Genomic DNA, 20,688 nt, shown 5'->3' on the forward strand with positions numbered 1-20,688 from the left:
TGAAAACAACCCCATGCACAGTAGAGCTGCCCAAACTTCGCGCGTCCGCCTTTGACCTCACGCAACACGGCCGTCACGGCCATCCCGTTTCATGCCCGACGGATCGATCACCGCGGAACCGGGTTGGTGACGATCGCGAAGTGAAGGTCGGCAGGAACATGACAATCCAACAAAAAACGGCCGAAGCGAGCAGCGACCTCGATCTGCTCGATCGCTATTGGCGCGCCGCCAACTACCTCTCGGTCGGGCAAATCTACCTGCTCGACAATCCGCTGCTGCGCGAGCCGCTGCGGCCCGAGCACATCAAGCCGCGTCTGCTCGGACATTGGGGCACGACGCCGGGCCTGAACTTCATCTATGCCCATCTCAACCGCGTCATCCGCGCGCTCGATGTCAGCGTGATCTATGTCTGCGGTCCCGGCCATGGCGGCCCGGGCATGGTCGCCAACACCTATCTCGAAGGCAGCTACAGCGAGATCTATCCTGGCATCGCGCGCGATGCGGACGGATTGCGCAAGCTGTTCAGACAGTTCTCCTTCCCCGGCGGCATCCCGAGCCACGCCGCGCCGGAAACGCCGGGCTCCATCCACGAAGGGGGCGAGCTCGGCTACGCGCTTGTGCACGCCTATGGCGCGGCATTCGACAACCCGGACTTGATCGTCGCCTGCGTGGTCGGCGACGGCGAGGCCGAAACCGGGCCGCTCGCTGCGTCCTGGCACTCCAACAAGTTCCTGAACCCCGCCCATGACGGCGCAGTGCTGCCGATCCTGCATCTCAACGGCTACAAGATCGCCAACCCCACCGTGCTCGGACGCATGCAAGACGCGGAGATCCGCGACCTCTTCCGCGGGTTCGGCCACGAGCCGCTGTTCGTCAGCGGCGACGATCCGAAATTGATGCACCGGGCCATGGCCGATGCGCTGGACGTCGCATTCGCCAGCATCCGCTCGATCCAGCGACATGCCCGCGACGGCCGCACGCGCGTCGAGCGGCCGCGCTGGCCGATGATCGTGCTGCGCAGCCCGAAGGGCTGGACCGGCCCGAAGGAGGTCGACGGCAAGAAGGTCGAGGGTTTTTGGCGCGCCCATCAGGTGCCGGTCGCAGGCTGCCGCGAGAACCCGGCGCATCTCAAGGTGCTCGAAGACTGGATGCGCAGCTACGAGCCGGAAAAACTGTTCGACGAAGGCGGCACGCTCATTGCCGAGCTAAAGGCGCTCGCGCCGGAAGGCACCAGGCGGATGGGCGCCAATCCACATGCCAATGGCGGCGTGTTGAAGAAGGAGCTGAAGCTGCCGGACTTCCGCAGCTTCGCGATCGAGGTGCCGCAACCCGGCGAGGTCGTGGCGGAAGCGACGCGCGAGCTCGGCAAATTCCTGCGCGACGTCGTTCGCCTCAACGCCCAGCATCGAAACTTCCGCATCATGGGCCCGGACGAGACGGCATCGAACCGGCTCGACGCCGTGTTCGAAGCCACCGAACGCGTCTGGATGGAGCCGACCGAGCCTTACGACGTGCACCTCGCGCAGGACGGCCGCGTGATGGAGGTGCTGAGCGAGCATCTCTGCCAGGGCTGGCTGGAGGGCTACCTGCTCACGGGACGGCACGGCTTCTTCTCCTGCTACGAGGCCTTCATCCACATCGTGGATTCCATGTTCAGCCAGCATGCCAAATGGCTGAAGGTGACGCGGGAGCTGCCGTGGCGGCGTCCGATCGCCTCGCTCAATTATCTTCTGACCTCGCATGTCTGGCGCCAGGACCATAACGGCTTCAGCCATCAGGACCCCGGTTTCGTCGATCTCGTCGCCAACAAGAAGGCGGACATCGTCCGCATCTACTTTCCGCCGGACGCCAATACGCTGTTGTGGATCGCCGATCATGCCTTGCGCACCTACAACCGCATCAACGTGATCGTCGCCGGCAAGCAGCCGGCGCCGCAATGGCTCTCGATGCAGGACGCCGCGACGCATTGCGCTGCCGGCATCGGCATCTGGACCTGGGCGGGAACGGAGGACGGAAAGGGCGAGCCCGACGTGGTGATGGCCTGCGCCGGCGACGTGCCGACGCTGGAGACGCTCGCCGCCGTCGACCTGTTGCGCAAGGCGCTGCCGGATTTGAGAATCCGCGTCGTCAACGTCGTCGACCTCATGACGCTGCAGCCGCGCGAGCAGCATCCGCACGGCCTGTCCGATCGCGACTTCGACAGCCTGTTCACGCGCGACAAGCCTGTGATCTTTGCCTATCACGGCTATCCCTATCTCATTCACCGGCTGACCTATAACCGCACCAACCATGCCGGCATGCATGTGCGCGGCTTTGCCGAGGAGGGCACCACGACGACGCCCTTCGACATGGTCGTGCTCAACGAGCTCGACCGCTACCATCTCGCGATCGAGGCCATCGAACGCGTGCCGGGACTGGCGACGAAGGCCGCGCAGGTGAAGCAGCAATTCCGCGACAGGCTGATCGAACATTCCCGTTATGTCCGCGAGCATGGCGAGGACATGCCTGAGATCCGCGACTGGGTCTGGCAAAACAGCGCCGGCGGCAACACGCCGACCGAGGCCGGCGACTAGCGATGACGGACGCGGTCCTCGTTCTCAACTCGGGATCGTCGAGCATCAAGTTCGGCCTGTTCGATGTCGCGGTGGCCGAGCCTGCCCTGCTCTGCAAGGGCCTGCTGGACGAGCACGAAGCCAAACCCCGGTTGGTGGTGAAGGGCCCCACGGGCGAAGACCTGTTCGAGACGAGGAAGGAGACGCCGGAGGCAGCCGGCGGCCATCTGTTCGCCGACGTGCTCGCCTTCATCGAGGACCGGTTCGGTGGACGCAGCCTGCGGGCCGTCGGCCATCGCATCGTTCACGGCGGGCCGGATCATTCAGGCCCGGTGGTCCTGACCGACGACATCATAGCGAAGCTGGAGGCCTTGACGCCGCTCGCGCCGCTGCACCAGCCGCGCTGCCTCGCGCCGGTGCGCACGCTCGCGGCGATCCGGCCCCGGCTGACGCAGATCGCGTGTTTCGACACCGCCTTCCACCACGGCCTCGCACCGCCGGCGAGCCGCTTCGCCATTCCCCGGCAATTCGAGGCGCGTGGGGTCCGGCGCTACGGCTTTCACGGCCTCTCGTTCGAATATGTCGCGGGACGCCTGGCCGAGATCGCGCCGGAGTTCGTCGCAAAACGCGCCGTCATCGCACATCTCGGCAATGGCGCCAGCCTCTGCGCCTTGCGCGATGGCCGCAGCATCGACACCACGATGGGGCTCACGCCGCTCGACGGCCTCGTGATGGGCACGCGTTGCGGTGCGATCGATCCGGGCGTGCTGCTCTATCTGCAACAGCACGAGAACATGCCGGTCGCAGAGGTCCAGCACCTGCTCTATCACGAGTCCGGGCTCATCGGCGTCTCCGGCATCTCTGCGGACATGCGCACGCTGCTGGCAAGCCACGAGGCTGCGGCGCATGAGGCCGTCGATCTCTTCACCTTCCGTGCCGCGCAACAGGTCGCGATGATGGCGACCACGCTCGACGGCCTGGACTGCCTGATCTTCACCGGCGGCATCGGCGAGCATGCAAAGGAGATCCGCAGCGCGATCGGTGAGCGGCTTGGGTGGTTCGGCATACGAATCGACGCAGCGGCGAACGAAACAGCATGCGAGCAGATCAGTGGCGCCGATAGTACTGTCGACGTATTCGTCATTCCGACGAACGAGGAACTAATGATCGCTCGGCATTGCGCAGCGGTGCTGCGAGCGATGTGAGCTCCAGCCGAAAAGGGAGTGTCGTAGGGTGGGCAAAGCGAAGCGTGCCCACGGACCGGTGGTGGGCACGGCGCAAGCGCGCCTTTGCCCACCCTACGATTCTGCGGTGCTGCAGACGATGATCGCTCATCCGGCTAGCGGATGATATCCGCCAAGCCGTCATTGCGAGCGAAGCGAAGCAATCCAGACTGGTTCTGCGGCGGGATTCTGGATTGCTTCGCTTCGCTCGCAATGACGAAGAATGCGGCGGCCGCGCAGATCAATCGTACTGTCCTACCATGCCTGCAATAGATTCCCGCTCTCAGTGCGTCCCCGACCAAATCTGAAAACACCCGATCGCGACCTCGATCACGATCAACACCACGACGGCAATCTCCAGGCGCAGCGAGCGCTGGGTATCGATGATGTCGGTCAATGCGTTGGCGGTCTCCGACACCGCGGCGAGCTTGCGCTCGAGCGTGTCGAGGCGCTCCTTCAATTCGTACTCGTCCTCGAGACGGGAATAGAGCCGGTCGAGCTCGGGTTTCTCCCAGAGCACGTCGGGCTTCTCCGCCACCGCGACGCGGCCGGCGACGCGCTGCTGCACCAGCAGCGCGTTGCCGATCAATTGCAGAATGCCCTTGCGCCGGCGCGGCGTGCGGCCGTGCTCGGCGAGCTCCCGTGCAAACGGCTCGATGACGTCGAACACGGCGGCGACGCGGCGCTCGTCGCGTGCCAGCGACGTGCTCTTGGCAAGCGCATCCGCGACCAGCAGCAGCCGGTCGTCGGAGAATTTGGCGAGGCAGATCGGCCCGCCCGGCTGGATCGTCTCGGCGGCTTCCTCGTTGCAGAGCTGCGCCTGCGCGATCTCCTCCTCGTACGGGCTGAGCTCTCCGGTCACGCGGGATTTCAGGTTATCGACGAGGACCTTCTCCTCCGACGGCAACAGCCCGATCAGCACGACGACGCCGTAGCGAAAGATCACGGCAAGGCCGGCATGGACGCGGAAGGCGGCCGGCGTCGAGGACACCAGCGTGCCGATCTCGAGGCTAGATGCATTGATGCGCTCGCCCAGCATCAGCGCCCGGATCCGCAAGGTCGGCGCGGCCTCCTGCTTCGGCGACGTCGGCGCCGCGTTAACGGCGAGTTGATCGGCGTTCATACAAGGTCTCTCCCGGCACCGAGATCACGCATTTCGTTCGACCTTCCCCCAAGCTGCCGCCTCGTCCGAGGAAACCGACGGCCCGCGCGGCGAATGCCGCCGTGAAGCTCCGGGTTAATACCGTCAGGATCAGCTCGTGCCGAAACATTCGGCAATATTGCCAGCCCGCGCCGGACACATTTGACTGCTAGAACTGGCCGCAGTTTACCATCGCACGCCGAAGCGCCGTCCGAAAGTTGCACTCGGCAGCGCGACGGGTCTATGACAACATCATTGCAAAACTACGCTTCTCCCGAAGTGCAGACACCGAAGTCTCAATCATGCTGAGCGTCATCATTCCGACCGAAGGCGTCGAGCAGACGGCGGTCGCAACCCTCGCCGCGCTGGTCCCCGGCGCGGCCGCCGGCGTGATCCGGGAAGTGCTTCTGGTCGACGGCACGCGTAACGGCGTCATCGAGCGCGTTGCCGACGTCGCAGGCTGCCGTTTCATCGGCTTCGAGGGTCATTCGCAAGGCGCTGCGCTCGCCGCCGGCGCGCTCCAGGCCCGGTCGCCATGGCTGATGTTCCTGCCTGCCGGTGCCGTGCTGGAAACCGGCTGGATCGAGGAGACCACCCAGTTCATCCAGGCCGTCGCCACCAGTGGCCGGGATCGTGCGGCGGTGTTCCGCTATGCGCGCTCGCCTTACGGAAATACCGCGTTGCGCGACGTCCTCTGGGCCGTGGCGCGAAAGCTCGTCGGTCCGCTGGGCGATCAGGGACTTTTGATTGCGCGTGATCATTACGACCGGATCGGCGGCTACCCGCCCCACGCCCGTCATTCCGAGGCGCGGCTGCTCCGGCGGCTTGGCCGGTCGTCCCGGACCATGCTGCGCAGCCGGATCGTCATGGTCGGCTGAAGCGCCGAGATACTTGCCAACGTCAAATAATTAATTGACAATGGCAAATATCGAGGTGATCCCATGCTATCGAAAGCTTCGCCGTCAAGCGCCGTGGCCGAACAGGTCACGGGCGACCATGTCGCGGCGGTCCGCGCCTTCAACCGCTTCTACACCCGCAAGCTCGGTGTGCTCGACCAGCACCTCGGCAAGAGCCCGTTCTCGCTCAGCGAGGCGCGGGTGCTCTACGAACTCGCCCATCGCGACGACCTTGCGGCAAAAGAGATCGGCAGCGAGCTCGGTCTCGATCCCGGCTATCTCAGCCGCATCGTCCAGAGCTTCGACGAAAAGGGGCTGATCACGCGAAAGCCCCTGCCCGCGGACCGCAGGCAACACCAGCTCAGCCTCACCGCCAAGGGCCGGCAGGCCTTCGCCAAGCTGAACCTGAGCTCGCAAAACGAGGTCGCCGCGATGCTGGCTCAGCTCTCGCCCGGCGATGCCACGCGGCTCACACAGGCCATGGCGACCATTGAGGCCGTGCTGGAGCAACGCCGAAGCCAGCCCGCGTCCTTCATGCTGCGCAGCCATCGCGTCGGCGACATGGGCTGGGTCGTCTCCCGCCAGGCTGCCGCCTACGCCGCGGACTACAACTGGGACATCAGCTACGAGGCGCTGGTCGCCGAGATCTGCGCGCAGTTCATCAGGAATTACGACGCCGCGCGCGAGCACTGCTGGATCGCGGAGGTCGGCGGCGAGCCGGTCGGCTCGGTGTTCCTGGTCAAGGCCACGGACGAGATCGCAAAGCTCCGCCTGTTGCAGGTGGAGAAGAAAGCACGGGGCCTCGGTGTCGGCCGCGCACTGGTCGAGCAATGCATCCAGGGCGCCCGCGAACGCGGCTACAGCAAGATGACGCTGTGGACGCAGAGCATCCTCGTTGCCGCACGCGGGATCTACAAGAGTACGGGATTCAAGCTGGTCGCGACCGAGCCGCATCGCAGCTTTGGTGCCGACCTGGTCGGAGAGACGTGGGAGCTGAATCTCTGATCTCGGTGCGGGCGCGATGCGCATTGCTGCGCCCTCTCCCTTGCGGGAGAGGGCATCTCCGGTGGCGGACACACACTCGCTTGGGTGAGGGGTATGTCTCCGCGAGCATCAGTGCAAGCGGATAGATACCCCTCATCCGGCGCTTCGCGCCACCTTCTCCCGCAAGGGGAGAAGGGAATAAGCATCATCGTCCGCAATCACACCGTCGCGCCCTGCGCCTTCGGCCTGCGCAGATGCTCGTCCAGCCGCGGCATGATCTCGACGAAGTTGCAGGGGCGCGTGCGGTAGTCGAGCTGGGCTGCCAGGATGCCGTCCCAGCCGTCGCGGCAGGCGCCGGGCGAGCCCGGCAGGCAGAAGATGTAGGTCGCGCCCGCCACACCTGCGGTGGCGCGGCTCTGGATCGTCGAGGTCCCGATCTTGGCGTGGCTCAGCAGGTGGAACGCGATCGAGAAACCGTCCATCCGCTTCTCGAACAGCGGCTCGATCGCCTCCGGCGTGACGTCGCGTCCGGTGAAGCCGGTGCCGCCGGTCGTGATGACGACGTCGATGCCGCTATCGGCAATCCAGCGGCGGATCACGGCGCGGATCGCCTCGACATCGTCGGTAACGATCTCGCGCGCGGCGAGATGATGGCCCGCGGCGGTGAGACGGTCGGCGAGGGTCTGGCCCGACTTGTCATCCGCCAGCGCGCGCGTGTCGGACACCGTGAGCACCGCGATGTTGAGCGGCATGAATTGTTTGGATTCGTCGATGGAGGCCATGTTGCGTCTTTCGTGTCCCGGACGCGATGCAGCGCGTCAGCGGTGCGTCGCAGAGCCGGGACCCATTTCGGAGGCTTGGGAGACCGGCAATGTGGGCCCCGGCTCTGCAGCGCATCACTTCGTGCTGCGCAGCGTCCGGGGCAAGTCCTCGCCTACAACCCTCCGGCGCCGAACGTGTTGCAGGCCTGGACCGTGCCCTGCTGGTAGCCGGTCATGAACCATTGCTTGCGTTGCGCCGCCGAGCCGTGGGTGAAGGAGTCGGGCACGACGCGGCCGGTGGCCTGGCGCTGCAGCGTGTCGTCGCCGATCGCGCTCGCCGTGCTCAGCGCGGCCTCGATGTCGCCGGGCTCGAGGAAGTTCGGACGCTTCTTCGCCTCGCGGTTGACCCAGACGCCGGACAGGCAGTCGGCCTGCAACTCCACCTTGACCTGGAGCGCATTGGCCTCGGCCTTCGAGCCGACCTGCTGCTGCAGCCGCGTCACGCGCGGAATGATGCCGAGCAGGTTCTGGATGTGATGGCCGGCTTCATGCGCGATGATGTAGGCCGTGGTGAAATTGCACGCCGACTTGCCGGAGCAGCCGCGGAAGCGCGTCTCGACCTCGCGGAAGAAGCCGGTGTCGAGGAAGATGGTCCGGTCGGGCGGACAATAGAACGGCCCCATCGCCGACTGCGCCATGCCGCAGCGCCCGCCATTGGTGGCGTTGCGGAACAGCACGATCTTCGGACCGGTATAGGTCTGGCCGCTGGCCTGGAAGATCTCGGTCCAGCGATCGTCGATCTCGCCGAGGATGCCGGAGATCATGCTGCCCATCTCGTCGGTCGGCGCGCCGCGCTTGCCGGAGGAGGCCTGGCGATCGGTCTGGTAGCTCGGCGCATGGCCGCCGCCGGTGAGGATCTCGGCGCCGCCGATCAGGATGCGGGGATCGATGCCGAAGGCGTAGCCGACCAGGCCGAGGATGATGATGGTGCCGATGCCGAGCCCGCCGCCGCCCATCGGCAGGCCGAACCCGCCTCCCCCGCCGCCAAAGCCGCCACCTTCGTCGCGACGATCCTCGATGTCGTCGCTGCGGCGGAAGTCATCGTAGCGCATGGCGGCCTTTCCTCTGGGGTCCCTGATTTAGGTTTCGACGGCGCACGGAAACGCGAAAGCTCAACGCGCCACATACGTAAAATTTCCGTTGCTTTTATCAATATCGTGGCCGGCAAAAATTGCCTAGTGCGACAGCCTGTCGACGCCAGCAAATTTTTCCGAGGGCCGAGCAGTTTTTTCCGAGAGAAATTTACGGCCTTTTTGCCGCCACGATCGATCCCGCGAGCCGCGCGAGCGCGAAATACACTGTAAAACAAGGCGAACGCACACGACAACTCCTGCACGAAGGATGATGCGAGGACTGCTCACGAAAGCGGTGGGTTAAGTCGATTTTTACTTTGCCCCTTCAATGTAACGGTCAGTCGGTTGTTTGGTCCCGCGTCGCCGACAGCGTCGCCTGAGTCAGAGTTCTTGAGTCATGGTAGAGTCGCGTCGCGGGGCGTCTGCAAGGGCGCCCCGCACAAATTTTGAGTCCCCTTCGCATCGCATCATCCTCGGCGATTGCGTCGCCGAGATGTCGAAGCTCGAGGCAGCCAGTGTCGATCTGGTGTTTGCCGACCCCCCCTACAATCTGCAGCTCAAGGGCGATCTCAAGCGCCCCGACGAATCCCATGTCGATGCCGTCAACGACGACTGGGACAAGTTCGATTCATTCTCCGCCTATGACGACTTCACCCGCGCCTGGCTGCTCGCCGCACGCCGCGCCATGAAGCCGTCGGCAACGATCTGGGTGATCGGCTCCTATCACAACATCTTCCGCGTCGGCGCCATCATGCAGGACCTCGGCTTCTGGCTGCTGAACGACATCGTCTGGCGCAAGACCAACCCGATGCCGAATTTCCGCGGCCGCCGCTTCACCAACGCGCACGAAACCATGATCTGGGCCGCGCGTGACGAGAAGGCCAAGGGCTACACGTTCAATTACGAGGCGTTGAAGGCCGCCAACGAGGACGTGCAGGCGCGGTCCGACTGGCTGATTCCGCTCTGCACCGGCGACGAGCGCCTCAAGGGCGCCGACGGCAAGAAAGTGCATCCGACGCAGAAGCCGGAGGGCCTGCTGGCGCGCGTGCTGCTGTCCTCGTCCAAGCCCGGCGATCTCGTGATCGATCCCTTCAACGGCACCGGCACCACCGGTGCGGTCGCCAAGCGACTCGGCCGCTCCTATATCGGCTTCGAGCGCGACAAGACCTACGCCAAGGCCGCCGAGGCGCGGATCGCCAAGGTCGAGCCGCTGCCGGAAGAGAGCCTTGCCCCATTCATGACCGCGCGCGAGGCACCGCGCGTTGCGTTCTCCGAGTTGATCGAGCGCGGCATGATCATGCCCGGCACCAAGCTGTTCGACGCCAAGAAGAAGCTAGGAGCGCTGGTGCGCGCCGACGGCGCCATCATGCTCGGCGACAAGGTCGGCTCGATCCACCGCATCGGCGCGGTCGCGCAAGGCGCGCAGGCCTGCAACGGCTGGACCTTCTGGCACGTCGAGACCAAGAAGGGCCTCAAGCTGATCGACGAGCTCCGCGCCGAGATCCGCGCCGGCATGGCGGCGGAGTAGTTTTCCGCCGTCGCGCGCCCGGAATGACGGAGTGTTGATCAAGGACGTGCTCATTCGGGACTAGGATCACCCTGTCCAAACGTTCTGACGGGCCGGCTCGCCATGCGACGACAGTCCGAGACATTGCTGCTGGTGCCGCTGCTGCCGATCTTCCTGATCGGCATGTTTCCCATGTTCCTGATCGCGCTTCTCGGGTTTTTCGGCCTGGCGCTGTTCGGCGTGCTCGTGATCTGCGTCGGGCTCGCCAGCAGCAACGAGGCCCACGATACTTTCAACCAAGACGTCATCGTTCACGGCTATTCGCGCGGTTCGGAGCGCGCGGCGCGGGCCTCCGACATGCATCTCGCCGCCCGGCTCGGCCTGCGGCTGGAGGCCGTGGGCGCGGCCATGGTCATCGCGGCGGCAATCGGCCTCTGTTACGCCGCCTGATCTGCGTACCGCGCAGACACCGCCCGGCAAACTCGCCGGTTGCTCTCTCCGACGAGGTTCAGGCAAGACAGGCTCGCCCAACGACGCCGCGTCCGCGCGCGCCCATAGACACCGGGGAGATGCTTGATGCTCAAGTTCTATTTCAATGGATCACCGAACCCGACCAAGGTCGCGCTCTATCTCGAAGAATCCGGCCTGCCTTTCGAGCCGGTGAAGATCGACACCCGCAAGGGCGAGCAGTTCACGCCGGAATTCCTCAAGATCAATCCGAACGGCAAGGTGCCGGCGATCGACGATGGCGGCACCATCGTGTTCGATTCGAACGCCATCCTGCTCTATCTCGCCGAGAAGACCGGCAAATTCCTCCCCTCCAACCGCGCCGAATTGCTGTCGTGGCTGATGTTCATCGCGAGCGGCGTCGGGCCCTTTTCCGGTCAGGCCGTGCACTTCAAGCATTTTGCACCGAAGGACCAGAACCACGACTACGCCCACAACCGCTATCAGTACGAGACCGACCGCCACTACAAGGTTCTCGACAGCCACCTCGAAGGCCGCCGCTACATGGTCGGCGACAGCTATTCGATCGTCGACATGGCGCTGTGGGGCTGGGCGCGGATGGTGCCGTTCAAGCTCGGCGACGACGCCTTTGCGCGATACCCGAACGTGAAGCGGCTGTTCGACGAGATCTCGGCGCGCCCGGCGGCGGCGCGCGCCATCGCCCTGAAGGACAAGTTCACGTTCAAGGCCGAGATGGACGACGAAGCGCGCGCCAACATGTTCAGGCACATGACGACCAAGGTGGCCTGATCGCGCCGCGCCGCTCTCGAGGCCACGCGCATGCGCCGTGGCCTTTTGCGTTCGAGACGTCAGGCGGCGTGGACCGAGCTCAGGAACTTGGCGACTTCCTGCTTCAGCCGGTTGCTGTCGGCCGAGAGCGAACGCGCCGCCGACAGCACCTGCGAGGAGGCCGAGCCGGTCTCGGAGGCGCCGCGCTGCACGTCGCCGATGTTGGACGAGACGAGCTGCGTGCCCTGGGCCGCCTGCTGGACGTTGCGGGAGATCTCCTGCGTCGCCGCGCCCTGCTGCTCCACGGCCGCGGCGACCGTCGACGAGATCTCCGACAGCCGCTCGATGGTGCCGCTGATCTCCCTGATCGAGCCGACCGACTCCTCGGTCGCGGCCTGGATGCCGGAGACCTGCTGGGCGATCTCGCCGGTGGCCTTGGCCGTCTGCTCGGCGAGCGCCTTGACCTCGGTCGCGACCACCGCAAAGCCGCGACCTGCTTCGCCCGCACGCGCCGCCTCGATCGTGGCGTTCAGTGCCAAGAGGTTGGTCTGGCCGGCGATGGTGCTGATCAGCTCGACGACGTCACCGATCCGCGCGGCGGCCTTGGAGAGGGCGCCGACGCGCTCGTTGGTCCGGCTCGCCTGACCGACAGCCTCGGTGGCGATGCGGGCGGATTCCTGCACCTGGCGGGCGATCTCGGAGACCGAGGAGGAAAGCTCCTCGGTCGCCGAGGCGACCGCCTGCACATTGGCCGAGGCCTCCTGCGAGGCGCTGGCGACCTCCGTCGAGAGGTCCTGGGCCCGCGCGGCGGTCGTCGTCAACGTGCCCGCGGAGGCTTCGAGCTCGCTCGATGCCGACGACACCGTGTTGACGATCTCGCCGACCGCCTGCTCGAACTGATCGGCGAGCCTGGCCATGTCTTCCTTGCGGCTCTCGGCCTGCCGCGCCTCGAGCGCAGCCTGCTCGGCGCGCATGCGCTCGGTCTCGATCATGTTGTCCTTGAACACCTGGATCGCCTTGGCCATGTCGCCGATCTCGTCGGCCTTGCCGCGGCCGGGAATCTCGACCTCGAGATTGCCGCCGGCAAGCCGCCCCATCGCCTGCGTCATCGAGGTCAGCGGACCGACGATGCTGCGTGCGATCAGGACGGCGACGATGCCGCCGAACAGGATGGCGAGGATGCCTGCGATCTCCTGAACCGTCGTCGTTCCCGCAAGCACGGCTTCGGCATTGTTCCGCGAGTCCCGATAGTCCTTCTTCAAGGTCGTTTCCGCGGTCTTGAGCTTGCCGATGCTGTCGACGATGAGGGGCGCGAGGTTCTTGTGGTAGATCTCGTCGGCCTGAAGCATCGCCGCCGACGTCGCCTCGAACGCCGACTTGTAGAGCCCGAGCGAAGTCTTCACCGGCGCGAGCGCAGCTCGCAGCTCCGCCGCCTGCGGGCTCTTTTCGAGCGCCGCGAGCCGTTGCGCGGCCCTGTCGACGCTCGCCCTGAAGGTCGCAGGTCCCTGGGTATCGCGCAGCGCCAGAAAACGCCAGTTTGCGATCCGCACGAGCAGGATGCGGGATTCGAGATCGGCGACGAGGGAAGCGGTATCTTCATCGACGGCGGCGCGCGCCACGTCGACGAGCTTGCCCGTCTTCGTGGCCAGCTCCTCCCCGCTCGGCAGCAGCGTCGCCTTGCCCGTTCTCGTCTCGTTGACGGCGTCGCCGAGATTGTCACGCAGGCGTCGCATTTTGGCGATGTCGTCGATCAGGCCGTTGTAGAGCGCGCGCCGCTCCTCCGACAGCGTCCCCTGCGCGCCGACCCGCAGCAGCTCGGTTGCCGCGGTCTCCCGCTCCTGGGCCTCCTTCATTGCGGATTCGTTGGCGTCGTAGACGTAGCGCAAATTGGCCCGCTGAATCGCCTGCAGATGGGCCGATATTTCCAGCACCCGCGCCGTGCTGTCCGAGAGGGCGGATTGTCTTGCGACCTGATCCTGCACGTCCCGCAAATTCCAGACGGCAACCACCGCCATCACGAGACCGACCGCCACCAGGGCCATGAAGCCTGCGTACAGGCGTCCCCTGATCCGCAAACGAAATTTCGGCATTCCCACTGTCCACCCAGATGCATGTGAATTCGAGGGACCGAACAACTCCGGCGATTGTCACGGCCACTCCGACAGCCGCACGCCGCGCCACTGGCGGCCTACGCTGCACCGCGACACAATGGAGGACACTTCTTAATTGAACCTTCAAATTCCTCGCGCGCGCGGTCTCGGCCCGCAGCAAATCTGCTGATTTTGTCGGCAGCTATGCAAAGCCGCATGCGAATGCGCCGGGCCATGCAGAGCGATGCATGGCCCAGCCGGCAGACCAGATCGTGCTCAAGCCGTTCAGCTCGCTGCCCTCGCGGGAGCTTGCGGAAACGGGCCGAGCGCCTTCTCGGTCAGGACCGAGTCGCAGTACTCGCGGATCTCCTTGATCTTGCCGTCCTCCAGGCGAAACACCAAGCAATAGTCGTTGTCGTATCGCACACCCTCGGGCGTGACGTTGTCGCCCTTGGCTTCCACGACGACGATGTCGCCATCGGCGATGAAGCGATGCGCGACCGTGCGCGTGCGGTCGCGCAGGCGCGTGCGGACATAGCCGTGCAGATCTTTGAGGATCGCCTCCTTGCCGGCAAAGGTGCGCGACCAGGAATATTGCCCGGTCACGACCCATTTGGCGTCGTCGGCGAGACTTGCGGTGAACAGGGCGCGGTCGCGCGCGGCGGGATCGGGATTGGCGGCCGCGGCAAAGATATCCTGCAGCAGTTTCTTGTTGGCGCTCGCGTTCATGGCGGCATTCTCCTCGTGGTGACAACGCGGAGATCATCGCCGGGCCGACGGCATTCTTCAAATCGATATGAAATATGATATCTATTCACCTCATGAATTTGCATTCGCTCGACCTCAACCTCTTGAGCGCGCTCGACGCATTGCTGCGCGAGGCCAATGTCAGCCGCGCGGCCATGAGGATCGGCCTGTCCCAGCCGGCGACGAGCCACGCATTGCAGCGCCTGCGCGACATCTTCGGTGATCCGCTGCTGGTGCGCACGGGCGCACGAATGGAGCTGACGCCCCGGGCCCAGGCCCTGCGCGCACCGCTGGCGCAGGCGCTCGACCAGGTGCGCGGATTGTTCGTGCCTGATGACTTCGATGCCGCGCGCAGCGAGCGGCAATTCCGTCTGATGATGCCGGATCTCGCGGTCGAGCTGTTGATGCCGCCGTTGATGGCGAAAGTCACGCGCCTTGCCCCCAACGTCCGCATCGACGTGGTGCCGTGGCGGGGACCGGCAATTTTCCACGCCGAGTTCGCCCGCACCATCGACCTCGTGATCTCGATCGGCAATGCCTTCAAGGGCTTTCACCGGCAATTGCTCTATACCGACAGCGATGCGCTTGCGGTCCGGCGCGGCCACCCCCTGGCCGCGAAGCTGAAGCGGCGCGAGACCTTCCTCGCCGCGCGCCATGTCGGCGTCATCATCCGCGGCCAACAGGAGGACCTGATCGACACTTGGCTGCGAGCCAAGGGCATCGAGCGGCACGTTTCGCTGGTGGTGTCAGGCTATCTCGAAGCCTTGCACGTCGCCGCGCGCACCGATCTCGTCGCCTTCGTGCCGCGCCGGCTGATCGCCGCGCTGTCGCAGCAGCTCGGCGTCGTCGCGGTGACGCCGCCGCTCGATCCCGGGATCGACGAGCAGTTCATGTTCCACCCGACGCGCGCGCAGATGGACCCCGGCTCGATCTGGCTGCGGCGGCTGATGCTGGAGACGGGACGGGAGCTGGAGCAAGCCAGGCGGAAGCTCCCGTAGGGTGGGCAAAGCGGAGCGTGCCCACCACTTCTGTTGCAATCTTGGAAAGATGGTGGGCACGGCGCTCTGCGCCTTTGCCCACCCTACAAGAGCTACGACAGCCGCGCGTTCCTACGCCTTCTGCGCCGCCATCACCTTGCTCACCGCGGGGCGGTCGGACATGCGCTTGAAGTGATCGGCGATCCTCGGCGTCGCATTGATGTCGACGCTGTCGCCTTCGAGCCAGGTCGAGAGCGTGTAGAGATAGGGATCGCAGACCGTGTATTGATCGCCCATCACCCAGGGGCCTCGAAACATCTTCTGCTCGATCAGCTTGAAGCAGGCGGCCATGGTCTTCGGCACCATCGCCTTCATGTCGGCGAACGAGCTCTCCTCCGTCGCCCAGCGCGCGCCGCGCATCTTGTGGGCGTGGTTGATGTGAACGGTCGAGCAGAGATAGGAGTTGAACGACTGCACCTGCGCGAAGTCGAAGGGATCGTCGAGCGGCGCGAGCTTCGCCTTGGGGAAGGTTTGCGCGAGATAGGCCAGCATGGCCGGCGTCTCGGTCAGCACGCCGCGGTCGGTGACCAGCGCCGGCACCCGGCCCTTCGGGTTGATGGCGAGATAGTCCGGGCTGTTCTGCTGGTTGTCCTTGAAGCTCAGCCGTTCGGCGGTGTAGTCGGCGCCGGCCTCTTCCAGGGTGATGTAGGTGGCGAGCGCGCAGGTGCCGGTGGCGTAGTAGAGCTTGAGCATGTCGGACCTCATGGGGAAAACCAGAGGTTAACGGTCCACCGCCGCGCCGTCCATAGGCGGCCTGTTCGCAGTTGCCCACGGCCGCCCGGCTGTGCGAAGACGCCGTCAATCGGAGGGGGACTTGTCATGACCGTACTCATCGCCGGTGGCGGCATCGGCGGGCTCACGCTTGCGCTCAGCCTGCATCAAATCGGCGTTCCCGTGAAAGTGTTCGAGAGCGTCGCGGAACTGAAGCCGCTCGGCGTCGGCATCAATGTGCTGCCGCATGCGGTGCGCGAGCTGATCGAGCTCGGCCTGCTGGACAAGCTGGACGCCAGCGGCGTGCGGACGCGCGAGCTCGCCTATTTCTCCAAGCACGGCAAGCCGATCTGGAGCGAGCCGCGCGGCCTCGAGGCCGGTTACAAATGGCCGCAATTCTCGATCCATCGCGGCACGCTCCAGCAGATCCTGCTCGACACCGCAGTCGAGCGGCTCGGCCGTGACAACATTCTCACCAGCCATCATCTGACCGGCTGGAGCGAGACGGCGGGCGGCGTGCGCGCCGACTTCGTCGACAGGGCGACCGGCAAGGCCGCCGGCACTTACGAAGGCGCAATCCTGATCGCCGCCGATGGCTTCCATTCCGCCGCGCGCGAAAAGCTCTATCCGAACGAAGGCCCGCCGATCTGGAACGGCCGCATCCTCTGGCGCGGCGTCACGCCGGCAAAGGCCTTCCTGACGGGCCGCACCATGATCATGGCCGGCCACGAAATCCTGAAATTCGTCTGCTATCCGATCTCGAAAGAACCGGATGCGGCGGGCAACCACCTCATCAACTGGGTCGCCGAGCGGCACATGCCGCCGACCTATCAGTGGCGGCGCGAGGACTACAACCGCACCGCGCGGCTGGAAGAGTTCCTGCCCTGGTTCGAAAGCTGGACGTTCGACTGGCTCGACGTGCCCGCCCTGATCAGGAACTGCCCGCACGCCTATGAATATCCGCTGGTGGACCGCGATCCGGTGTCGCAATGGACCTTCGGCAAGGTCACGCTGATGGGCGATGCCGCGCATCCGATGTACCCGATCGGCTCGAACGGCGCCTCGCAGGCGATCCTCGACGCGCGCGTCATCACCCGCGAAATCCTGGCGCATGGCCCGACGCAGGCGGCACTGCTCGCCTATGAAGCCGAGCGGCGTCCCGCGACGACCGACCTCGTCCTGCTCAACCGCAAGAACGGCCCCGAGCAGGTGATGCAGCTGGTCGAGGAGCGTGCGCCTGATGGCTACAACGTGGTCACCGACGTCTTGTCGCAGCAGGAGCTGGAGGACATCGCCGCCAACTACAAGCGCGTCGCGGGCTTCCAGGTCGAGGCGCTGAATGCGAAGCCGCCGATCGTGAGCAAAGACGCACGCCTGAAGGCATGATACTCCAAAGAGCGAGATGCACGTTGATGCGCCCTCTCCCCTTGCGGGAGAGGGCCGCGGCGCTGGTCAACGCAGACTCACTCGGGTGAGGGGTTGTTTCCGCGAGTCCAACTCGCATTTGAATTCGCTGAGAGATACCCCTCATCCGGCGCTTCGCGCCACCTTCTCCCGCAAGGGGAGAAGGGAAGAGGCTCCCGCGGAGAATCTATTTACCGACCATCCTCGCCGCCTCCAGCAGGCGCTCGCTGGCGCTGGCCGTCGCCAGCACGGTGCCGTCCTCTGCCATCAGCTTGGCTTCGACGAAGGCGATGGTCTTGCCGAGCTGCGTCACCCTGGCTTCGCCGATGATCGGGCCGGGCTTTGCGGGGCTGAGAAAATTCACGGTCATGCTGATGGTGGTGGTGTAGAGCCGGCCCTCGCTCATCACCAGCACCGCCGGACCCATGGTGTCGTCGAGCATGGCCGAGAGCATGCCGCCCTGGATGAAGCCCGCGGGGTTGCAGAATTCCGGCTTGCCCTCGAAGGCGAGCTTGATCCAGCCCTCCTCGGGACGCGCATCGAGCAGGCGCCAGCCGAGCAGCTCGGCACATGGGGGCCTACGGAAGTTATCGAGCGCGGTCTTGACCATGCGAGATCTCCTTTGCCCCCTGTTAGCGCAAGGCTGCTGACAGCCTGCTGTCAGCAGGATGGATCCTAGAGACCCAAACCATGCGCGATGACCTTGCGCATCACGTTCGGCAGCGCTTCGCCCGCTAACGTTGCGATCGGCACCCAGCGCATGCCCTCAGGGGCGCGGGTGCGGGCTTCCGCCTTCGCGGTGTAGACCACCAACTCGAGCGGGAAATGCGTGAAGACATGGGTGACGACGCCCACCTTGCGCTGCCAGCGTGACAATCCCTTCAGCTCCGGCGCCTGCTGCTTCGCCATCGCATCGTCCTGGCCGGCGAGCCAGTCCGAGCCCGGCACCTCCGTCATGCCGCCGAGCAGGCCCTTTTCGGGCCGCGAGCGGACGAGCAGCTCGTCGCCGCGCGTGACCACGAAAGCGGCGCCGCGCCTGAGCGTCCCGCTCTTCTTCGGCGCCTTGCGTGGGAACGTCTCCTGGGTGCCTTGCGCGCGCGCCGTGCAGTCCTCGTTCAACGGACACAGCGAGCAGGCCGGCTTCTTCGGCGTGCAGATCGAGGCGCCGAGATCCATCAGCGCCTGTGCACTGTCGCCGGCGCGAGCATCCGCCAGCAGCGTCGCGGCGAGTTGCTGGATGAGCGGCTTGGCTTGCGGCAGCTCCTCCTCGACGGCGAACAGACGCGACACCACCCGCTCGATATTGCCGTCGACCGGCATGGTGCGGCGGTCGAACGCGATTGCCGCGATTGCCGCCGCCGTATAGGGCCCGATCCCCGGCAGCGCGCGCAGCCCCTCCTCGGTATCCGGAAACACGCCGCCATGCTCGCGCGTCACGGCGATCGCGCAGGCATGGAGGTTGCGTGCGCGCGAATAATAGCCGAGCCCGGCCCACATCCGCAGCACGTCGTCCTGCGAGGCGCGTCCCAGCGCGGTGACGTCTGGCCAGCGCGCGACGAACTTTTCGAAATAGGGGCCGACCGCCTTCACCGTGGTCTGCTGGAGCATGATCTCGGACAGCCACACGCGGTAGGGATCGGACGCCTCGCCCGGCGCGGCGCGCCAGGGCAGACGGCGGCGGTGACGGTCGTACCATTGCAGGAGCGCGAGCGGGCGCGATGAGGTCTCCGGCTGAGAAGGTTCCGACTTCGGCTTGCGTACGGATCTGGGGCTCATTCCTCACTGTAACGGCAATGCACTGGCCTCTCCACGTCATGCCCGCGCTGGTCGCGGGCATCCACGTCTTTCTTCGCAGCAAGAACGTGGATGGCCGGGACAAGCCAGGACAAGCCCGGCCATGACGGGCCTCGGGGGGTCTGTGGCCCGACGTCCAAAGTGCTATAAGGCCCCATGTCCAAATCCGGTCCCATCTTCAAGCCCGGCCCCATCAGCGCAAAACCGCTCGGGATCCTGCTCGACGACGTCTTCGCCGAGGCCTATGCCAAGCAGGGCTTTGCGGCGCGCGAGCTGGTGACGCGGTGGGCGCAGATTGCAGGTCCCGAGATCGCGGCCCATGCCGAGCCGCTCAAGATGCAATGGCCGCGGCCGGTGGAGGGGCAGCCGCAGGAGCCGGCAACGCTGGTGCTGCGGGTCGAGGGGCCGATGGCGCTGGAAATCCAGCACTCGGCCGACGTGATCCTGGAGCGGGTCAACCGCTTCTTCGGCTGGAGCGCGGTCGGCAAGCTCGCCTTCCGCCAGGCGCCGCTGTCGCGGCCGCAGGCCCGGAAGCGGCCCGGCCCGCCGGACCCCAAGGCCGTCGCCAAGGTGGCGGAGACCCTGACCGACATCGAAGATGAAGAACTGAAGACGGCGCTGGCTCGCCTCGGGGCCGCCATCAAGCGAAATTGAGCCTCATTCCGCGGCCAAACTGGACCTGTCCGCAGCGCCCGCCATTGCCTCAAACGACGTTTCAAGCTAGCGACAGGCCGTCCGAGCCGGAACCTCGGGCGAACCTTGCCAATCCCGGGAGCCGACCTTGATCATCACCCGCCGCGCCTTCACCACGATGCTGTCGCTGACCGGGCTTGCCGCGTTCGCCGGGCTCTCGCCGCTGCGGTTCATCTCGGACGCGATGGCGCAGTCGGCCGCTGATGTGGCCAAGCCGGTGTCGCTGCCCGACATGGCGCTCGGCCCGAAGGACGCCGCAGTCACCATTACCGAATACGCCTCGATGACTTGCCCTCACTGCGCCGCCTTCAACGAGCAGGTGTTCCCGAAGATCAAGACGGAATACATCGACACCGGCAAGGTGCGTTACATCTTCCGCGAGTTCCCGCTCGACATCAAAGCCGCCGCCGGCTCGATGCTGTCGCGCTGCATCGCCAAGGACGACGCGCCGAAATACTTCGCGGTCACCGACATGCTGTTTCGCCAGCAGAACGACTGGGTGACGAAGAACACCACCGAGACCTTGACGCGGATCGGCAAGCAGGCCGGCCTTACCCAGCAGCAGGTCGAAGCCTGTCTGAAGGATCAGGCGCTGCTCGACAAGATCGCCGCCGACCAGAAATACGCCAGCGACGTGCTCAAGGTGGACTCGACGCCGACCTTCTTCATCAACGGCGAGAAGATCAAGGGCGAAGCCTCGTTCGAGGAGTTCGCCAAGAAGATCAACCCGCTTCTGAAGAGCTGATTCGCTCGTCAAGATCCTGATTCGCATCTCGAAA

19 protein-coding genes are annotated in these 20,688 nt (G+C 65.4%); 11 read left to right on the plus strand and 8 right to left on the minus strand.

Translation table 11 applies throughout. From position 1 onward, the window contains the following. Nucleotides 1–158 precede the first annotated feature (158 nt). On the plus strand, nt 159–2,573 hold the full coding sequence (locus N2602_RS29940) for a phosphoketolase (protein ID WP_260380309.1): 2,415 nt from the start codon (nt 159–161) through the stop codon (nt 2,571–2,573). Between the two features lie 2 nt (nt 2,574–2,575). Next, the gene (locus N2602_RS29945) at nt 2,576–3,757 is read left to right on the plus strand and encodes an acetate/propionate family kinase (protein WP_260380310.1); all 1,182 of its coding nucleotides are present in this window, start codon (nt 2,576–2,578) and stop codon (nt 3,755–3,757) included. Nucleotides 3,758–4,058: 301 nt separating this feature from the next. Here N2602_RS29945 and N2602_RS29950 read toward each other — a convergent pair whose 3' ends face one another. After that, a complete protein-coding gene (locus N2602_RS29950) occupies nt 4,059–4,898 on the minus strand; it encodes an RMD1 family protein (protein ID WP_172787522.1) in 840 nt (279 codons plus the stop codon). 320 nt (nt 4,899–5,218) lie between these two features. Here N2602_RS29950 and N2602_RS29955 point away from each other — a divergent pair, with 320 nt between their 5' ends. Both N2602_RS29955 and N2602_RS29960 read left to right on the plus strand, forming a co-directional pair. Beyond that, nucleotides 5,219–5,794, plus strand: coding sequence for a glycosyl transferase (locus N2602_RS29955; RefSeq protein WP_172787523.1), 576 nt, complete (start codon nt 5,219–5,221; stop codon nt 5,792–5,794). A 63-nt stretch (nt 5,795–5,857) separates the two neighbouring features. Then, nucleotides 5,858–6,817 (plus strand): helix-turn-helix domain-containing GNAT family N-acetyltransferase, encoded by a 960-nt coding sequence (locus tag N2602_RS29960; RefSeq protein WP_260380311.1) that lies wholly within the window; start codon nt 5,858–5,860, stop codon nt 6,815–6,817. A 197-nt stretch (nt 6,818–7,014) separates the two neighbouring features. Here N2602_RS29960 and moaB read toward each other — a convergent pair whose 3' ends face one another. Together moaB and N2602_RS29970 are read right to left on the minus strand one after the other, a co-directional pair. Continuing rightward, a complete protein-coding gene (gene moaB, locus N2602_RS29965) occupies nt 7,015–7,578 on the minus strand; it encodes a molybdenum cofactor biosynthesis protein B (protein WP_260380312.1) in 564 nt (187 codons plus the stop codon). Between the two features lie 152 nt (nt 7,579–7,730). Next, nucleotides 7,731–8,669: a neutral zinc metallopeptidase gene (locus N2602_RS29970; RefSeq protein WP_260380313.1), complete on the minus strand. Its 939-nt coding sequence runs from the start codon at nt 8,667–8,669 to the stop codon at nt 7,731–7,733. A 418-nt stretch (nt 8,670–9,087) separates the two neighbouring features. On the opposite strand from N2602_RS29970, the gene N2602_RS29975 reads away from it, so the two are divergent. From N2602_RS29975 to N2602_RS29985, 3 genes are all read left to right on the plus strand, one after another. Further along, nucleotides 9,088–10,218: a site-specific DNA-methyltransferase gene (locus N2602_RS29975; protein WP_260380314.1), complete on the plus strand. Its 1,131-nt coding sequence runs from the start codon at nt 9,088–9,090 to the stop codon at nt 10,216–10,218. A 102-nt stretch (nt 10,219–10,320) separates the two neighbouring features. After that, nucleotides 10,321–10,647 (plus strand): hypothetical protein, encoded by a 327-nt coding sequence (locus N2602_RS29980; RefSeq protein WP_260380315.1) that lies wholly within the window; start codon nt 10,321–10,323, stop codon nt 10,645–10,647. A gap of 126 nt (nt 10,648–10,773) precedes the next feature. Further along, entirely contained in the window at nt 10,774–11,454 is a 681-nt protein-coding gene (locus N2602_RS29985) for a glutathione S-transferase family protein (RefSeq protein WP_260380316.1), read from the plus strand. A 59-nt stretch (nt 11,455–11,513) separates the two neighbouring features. Here N2602_RS29985 and N2602_RS29990 read toward each other — a convergent pair whose 3' ends face one another. Next, a complete protein-coding gene (locus N2602_RS29990) occupies nt 11,514–13,523 on the minus strand; it encodes a methyl-accepting chemotaxis protein (RefSeq protein WP_260380317.1) in 2,010 nt (669 codons plus the stop codon). A gap of 285 nt (nt 13,524–13,808) precedes the next feature. Then, entirely contained in the window at nt 13,809–14,252 is a 444-nt protein-coding gene (locus tag N2602_RS29995) for a nuclear transport factor 2 family protein (RefSeq protein ID WP_260380318.1), read from the minus strand. Between the two features lie 92 nt (nt 14,253–14,344). On the opposite strand from N2602_RS29995, the gene N2602_RS30000 reads away from it, so the two are divergent. Beyond that, a complete protein-coding gene (locus N2602_RS30000; protein ID WP_260380319.1) occupies nt 14,345–15,268 on the plus strand; it encodes a LysR family transcriptional regulator in 924 nt (307 codons plus the stop codon). 111 nt (nt 15,269–15,379) lie between these two features. Here the strand turns inward: N2602_RS30000 and N2602_RS30005 are convergent, their stop codons facing one another. After that, entirely contained in the window at nt 15,380–16,000 is a 621-nt protein-coding gene (locus tag N2602_RS30005) for a glutathione S-transferase family protein (RefSeq protein ID WP_260380320.1), read from the minus strand. Nucleotides 16,001–16,126: 126 nt separating this feature from the next. On the opposite strand from N2602_RS30005, the gene N2602_RS30010 reads away from it, so the two are divergent. Continuing rightward, a complete protein-coding gene (locus tag N2602_RS30010; RefSeq protein ID WP_260380321.1) occupies nt 16,127–17,404 on the plus strand; it encodes a flavin-dependent oxidoreductase in 1,278 nt (425 codons plus the stop codon). 205 nt (nt 17,405–17,609) lie between these two features. Here the strand turns inward: N2602_RS30010 and N2602_RS30015 are convergent, their stop codons facing one another. Both N2602_RS30015 and mutY read right to left on the minus strand, forming a co-directional pair. Beyond that, the gene (locus tag N2602_RS30015; protein ID WP_260380322.1) at nt 17,610–18,032 is read right to left on the minus strand and encodes a PaaI family thioesterase; all 423 of its coding nucleotides are present in this window, start codon (nt 18,030–18,032) and stop codon (nt 17,610–17,612) included. A gap of 65 nt (nt 18,033–18,097) precedes the next feature. After that, nucleotides 18,098–19,198: an A/G-specific adenine glycosylase gene (gene mutY / locus N2602_RS30020; protein WP_260380323.1), complete on the minus strand. Its 1,101-nt coding sequence runs from the start codon at nt 19,196–19,198 to the stop codon at nt 18,098–18,100. Between the two features lie 174 nt (nt 19,199–19,372). Between mutY and N2602_RS30025 the strand changes: the two genes are divergently transcribed. Both N2602_RS30025 and N2602_RS30030 read left to right on the plus strand, forming a co-directional pair. Beyond that, the gene (locus tag N2602_RS30025) at nt 19,373–19,870 is read left to right on the plus strand and encodes a DUF721 domain-containing protein (protein ID WP_260380324.1); all 498 of its coding nucleotides are present in this window, start codon (nt 19,373–19,375) and stop codon (nt 19,868–19,870) included. Between the two features lie 127 nt (nt 19,871–19,997). After that, complete coding sequence (locus N2602_RS30030) at nt 19,998–20,654, plus strand: DsbA family protein (protein WP_260380325.1); 657 nt, start codon at nt 19,998–20,000, stop codon at nt 20,652–20,654. Nucleotides 20,655–20,688: the final 34 nt, after the last annotated feature.

The sequence above is a fragment of the Bradyrhizobium sp. NC92 genome (assembly GCF_025200865.1).
Taxonomy (GTDB): domain Bacteria; phylum Pseudomonadota; class Alphaproteobacteria; order Rhizobiales; family Xanthobacteraceae; genus Bradyrhizobium.